Origin of the sequence: Micromonospora sp. MH99 (assembly GCF_021442385.1) — a bacterium.
In the GTDB taxonomy this organism is placed as follows: domain Bacteria; phylum Actinomycetota; class Actinomycetes; order Mycobacteriales; family Micromonosporaceae; genus Micromonospora.
In genome coordinates, this window is the sequence record NZ_MUZA01000139.1 from 1 (window position 1) to 4616 (window position 4616).

The 4616-nt window shown below is 75.0% G+C and carries 5 protein-coding genes; 1 reads left to right on the plus strand and 4 read right to left on the minus strand.

What is annotated here, in order from left to right; translation table 11 throughout:
- Together hemG and hemE are read right to left on the minus strand one after the other, a co-directional pair.
- The coding region (hemG, locus tag B0E54_RS32070; RefSeq protein ID WP_234591591.1) for a protoporphyrinogen oxidase at nucleotides 1-698 on the minus strand (698 nt) is incomplete at its 3' end.
- Nucleotides 699-705: 7 nt separating this feature from the next.
- Nucleotides 706-1857 carry a uroporphyrinogen decarboxylase gene (hemE, locus tag B0E54_RS32075; RefSeq protein WP_234591592.1) on the minus strand — a complete coding sequence of 384 codons (1152 nt, stop codon included), beginning with the start codon at nucleotides 1855-1857 and terminating at the stop codon, nucleotides 706-708.
- Nucleotides 1858-2006: 149 nt separating this feature from the next.
- On the opposite strand from hemE, the gene B0E54_RS32080 reads away from it, so the two are divergent.
- Complete coding sequence (locus B0E54_RS32080; RefSeq protein ID WP_234591593.1) at nucleotides 2007-2579, plus strand: DUF3000 domain-containing protein; 573 nt, start codon at nucleotides 2007-2009, stop codon at nucleotides 2577-2579.
- Between the two features lie 27 nt (nucleotides 2580-2606).
- Here B0E54_RS32080 and B0E54_RS32085 read toward each other — a convergent pair whose 3' ends face one another.
- Both B0E54_RS32085 and B0E54_RS32090 read right to left on the minus strand, forming a co-directional pair.
- Nucleotides 2607-3530 (minus strand): hypothetical protein, encoded by a 924-nt coding sequence (locus B0E54_RS32085; protein ID WP_234591594.1) that lies wholly within the window; start codon nucleotides 3528-3530, stop codon nucleotides 2607-2609.
- Between the two features lie 198 nt (nucleotides 3531-3728).
- A partial coding sequence (locus B0E54_RS32090; protein WP_234591595.1) for a S1C family serine protease occupies nucleotides 3729-4616 on the minus strand: 888 nt, incomplete at its 5' end.

Sequence of the window (4616 nt, forward strand, 5' to 3'; positions counted from 1 at the left end):
GCCTCGACCAGCGTGCTCAGCCCACCGGCCAGGGTGCCGAAGACCGGGGCCCCCGGCGCGCGCGGCGCGGCGGCCTGCGCCGCCCGGACCGCGCCGACGAGCGTGTGCTCCACCCGGGCGGCACGCGCCAGCGCCGGCATCGTGGTGACCAGCGACAGATCGTCCGCGCGGCCCGCGTACACGCCACCCAGCATCGGATCGACCAACCGCTCGACCACCTCGTCCCCGAAGCGGGACCGGACCAGCGCGCCCACCGAGACGTCCGCGTCCGGCCCGACCAGCGGCCGGCCGCCGTCGGTGTCGGCGTCCGCGGCCGGGCGCGCGACAGTGGCCACCCGATCCAGATCCCCGGGTACGCCCACCAGCGTCCCGCCCGGAATGGGGCGCAGCCCTCCGTCGACGACAAGCGCGGCCTGCCCGACGCTCGGGTGCACGATCCGGTCCGCCAGGCCGAGCCGGCGGATCAGGGTCACCGCCGCGCTCTCGGCGCCTGTCGGATCGCGCATCAGGAACGACTCGGCGCCGAACTCCACAGGCGCTCCGGCCAACGTCCCGGTGCGCAGCTTGCCGCCCACCGCGCCGGACTGCTCGTACACCGTGATCTCGGTGCCTTCCGGCGCGCGGTCGCGCAGCCGGACCGCGGCGGCCAGCCCGGCGATCCCGCCGCCGACCACCGCCACCCGCCAGGGCTGCCGCATCGCCGTGTCAGCCCTGGTCGGCCCGGCGGCTGGAAACCTCGTGCACCAGCGCGACCACCCGGGTCAGCACGTCCGGGTCGGTCTCCGGCAGCACACCGTGGCCGAGGTTGAACACGTGCCCGGGGGCCGCCCGCCCCTGCGCCAGGATGCGGCGCACCTCGGCCTCCACCACCGGCCACGGCGCGAGCAGCACGGCCGGGTCCAGGTTGCCCTGCACCGCCTTGTCCGGGCCGATCCGGTGCGTGGCCACGTCCAGCGGGGTACGCCAGTCGACGCCGACCACGTCCGCGCCGGCCTCGCCCATCGCGCCGAGCAGCTCGGCGGTGCCCACCCCGAAGTGGATCCGCGGCACGCCCGCGGGCGACCGCTCCGGCTCGGCGCGTCTGTCGCCGCGCCCCGACCCGGAGTAGTCGTCAACCAGCCCGCTCAGCACCGCCGTCGAGTGCGGCAGCACGAAGCGCCGGTAGTCGGCCTCGGAGAGCGCGCCCGCCCACGAGTCGAACAGCTGCACGGCCGAGACGCCGGCCTCGATCTGCACCCGCAGGAAGGCAAGCGTCACCTCGGACAACCGGCCGCAGAGCGCGTGCCACAGCTCGGGCTCGCCGTACATCAGCGCCTTGGTCTTCGCGTGGGTCCGCGACGGGCCGCCCTCGACCAGGTAGCTGGCCAGGGTGAACGGTGCGCCGGCGAAGCCGATCAGCGGAGTGTCGCCCAGCTCGACCACCAGCTGGCGGACGGCCTCGTCCACGTACGGGACGTCGTCGCGGCCGATCGGGCGGATCCGCTCGATGTCGGCTGCGGTACGGATCGGCTCGGCCACCACCGGGCCGGTGCCCGGCACGATGTCCAGGTCGATCCCGGCCGCGGCGACCGGCACCACGATGTCGCTGAACAGGATGGCCGCGTCGACCCCGTGCCGGCGCACCGGCTGGAGGGTGATCTCGGCGACCAGCTCCGGGCGACGGCAGGACTCCAGCATCGGCACGCTGGCCCTGATCTCCCGGTACTCCGGCAGTGAGCGGCCGGCCTGGCGCATGAACCAGACCGGGGTGTGCGGCCCGGGCCGTCGCCGACAGGCCCGGATGAAGGGCGAGTCGGCCGGGCCGCCGGGGCGCGGCTGTCCGTCTCGGGCGGCAGTGCCCGTGGTGTCCGTGGTCATCGCCGCAATCGTGCCACGCCGCCCGACCCCAGCCCGCCGCGGGTGAACGGAAGGGGACGCACCTAACGTCCGTCGCGCCAGCGGTCGGTCGGGGTACGCGTCGGCGTGCCGTCGAAGCGGGTGGGCCGACGGCGGCATAGGCTGCCGACATGGCCCCCCCGATCGCGCTCCCGGAGACCTTCGCCCGCGCGGTCGCCGGGCTCCGGTCGCCGGCACCTCGACCGGAGATCACCCTCGAGGAGGTCGGCGCCCCCCAGCGGCTCGCGCCGTTCACGTTCGCGCTCGCCGCGACGGTGCTGCGCGACGGCGACGAGGTGGCCACCGGCCGGCTGATCCTGCTGCACGACCCGGCCGGGCACGAGGCCTGGCAGGGCACGCTGCGACTGGTCACCTACGTGACGGCGGAGTTGGAGGTCGACCTCGCCGCCGACCCGCTGCTCCCCGGGGTCGGCTGGACGTGGCTGACCGACGCCCTCGACACCCAGGACGCCTGTCACCGGGCGATCGGCGGGACTGTCACCCAGACCATGTCGACCCGGTTCGGCGACCTGGCCGGTCCACCGACGGCCGGCGACATCGAGATCCGCGCCTCCTGGACGCCCGTCGACGACGACCTCGCCCCCCACCTGCTCGGCTGGTGCGCCCTGCTCGCCTCGACGGCCGGCCTGCCCCCACCCGGGGTCACCGCCCTGGCCGACCGCCGTCCGGCCGCCACCGCCTGAAACCACGGCGGCGGCCGGCACAGCGGATCAGAGGTAGTTCTCCGCCTCGTCGCACACCTTGTCGAGGCCCTTCATCGCCGCGTCGTACGCGCCCTTGTTGCCGGCCGCCGCCGCACCCAGGGCGGTGGTCAGCTTGTCCAGGCAGCTCGCGATGACCTTCTTCTGCCGCGCCTGCTCGTCACGGTCGTTGCGGGTGCCGGTCAGGTCCTGCTCGGTGTTGTCGAGCTTGTCCTGCATGGTCTGCAGATCCGTCTTGAGCTTCGCGATCTCGGTGGTGTTGGCCGCGATGGTCCCGTCGCGCTGGCTGACCTGGCCGGTGAGGCGCTTCTCGGTCCGGTTCAGCTCGTTGTTCTTGGTCACGAACAGCCCGGTCATCACCCCGCTGACCACGAAGAGCAGCGCGGCCACCAGAGCCAGCACCAGCACCGCCCGACCCCGCCGCGGGGCCGCGGGAGCGCCGTACGGCGCCATCCCGGGCGGACCCGACATGGGCTGCCCGTACGCCGGGCCGGAGACGGGTGGCGCGGACATCGGCTGCCCGTACGCCGGCCCGGAAACGGGTGGCGCGGACATCGGCTGGCCGTACGCCGGCCCGGAAACCGGCGGCGCGGACATCGGCTGGCCGGCGTACGGCGGGGCGCTGGCCGGGTAGCCCGGCGTCTGCGGGGTGCCGTACTGCGGCGCGGCCTGACCCGGCGCGTACTGCTGCTGCGGTGCCGGCTGGCCCGGCGCGTACTGCTGCTGCGATGCCGGCTGGCCGGGCGCGTACTGCTGCGGCGGCGTGGGCTGGCCCGGCGCGTACTGCTGCTGCGCGGGCTGCCCGGCCGGGTACCGCACGGTCGGGTCGTTGCCGGCCGCGTGCTGCACCGTGGCGTCGGGGTCGGGCGAGCCGGCCGGCGGCGTGGGGGTGGCGGGCGGGAAACCCTCCGGCCCGGTCGGTGGCTGGGACATGTTCTTCCTCCAGGTGAGCAGGTCCTCCGCCGGTAGGCGCGACGGACCAGGTGCAGCGGCGGGATCGTCCGGGACCGAGGACCCGGATGGGTCGGAGACGGCCGGGAAGGCCGTCGGTGACGCGAGCGGCCGGAGAGGCCGTCGGTGGCGCGAGCGGCCGGGAAGGCCGTGGGTGGCGCGAGCGGCCGGAGCCGCCGGTCAGCAGATCTTGAACCCGTCGCAGGCGACCTTGATCGGGATGGCGAGCCCGATGCCCTCGGCGTCACGAGCCTTGGCGGTGGCGATGCCGACCACCTGCTTGCTGCCGTTGATCACCGGACCGCCGGAGTTGCCGGGGTTGATCGGAGCGTCGAACTGGATGGCCGGCCCGGAGCTGCCCTGCGCGGCGCGCAACGCGCTCACCACACCGGTCGTGACGCTGTCCTCCAGGCCGAGCGGAGCACCGACGACGATGATCTGCTGGCCGGACTTCACGGCGCTGGGCGCGGTGACCAGGCCGGTGAACTTGCCGGTCGCCCGCAGGTGCGCCACGTCGTTGGCCTTGTCGACCTTGACGATGGTGGCCGGGAAGCGCTGGTCCGTGCGCTCCAGGAAGACCTGTCGGCCGCCGCTCTCCCAGATCGACTCGACGACGTGGAAGTTGGTGAACAGGTTGGTGCCGCCACCGGCGGCCGGCTTGCCCACCGCGAACGCGGTGCCGGTGAACTGGCCGGCCCGCACCCGAAAGACGCTGGGCAGCACGGCGCTGGCCACCGCCTCGGGGTTGAACGCGGCCCCGGCCTGCTTCTCCAGCGCGTCGGTGCGCTGTTCCAGGCCGTCGAGGCGGGTGCCATCGCCGTCCTGGGCCTGGGCCAGCCGGCGGTCGGTGGCGGCGAGCCGGTCGCCGAGGCGGTTGAGCTGGTACGCCTGCAGGCCGGCCACGGCGGCCAGCACGACGACGAGCAGCGTGGCGAGCGCCATCGGCCAACGGCGCCGGGTGGGTCGCGCGGGCGGGGTGGCGCCCGGCCAGGCGGGCTGGCCGGGGTGAGTCGCGGTCGGGAACGGCGGCGGGCTGGCCAGGTCACCGGCGGGCGGATAGCCGCCCGC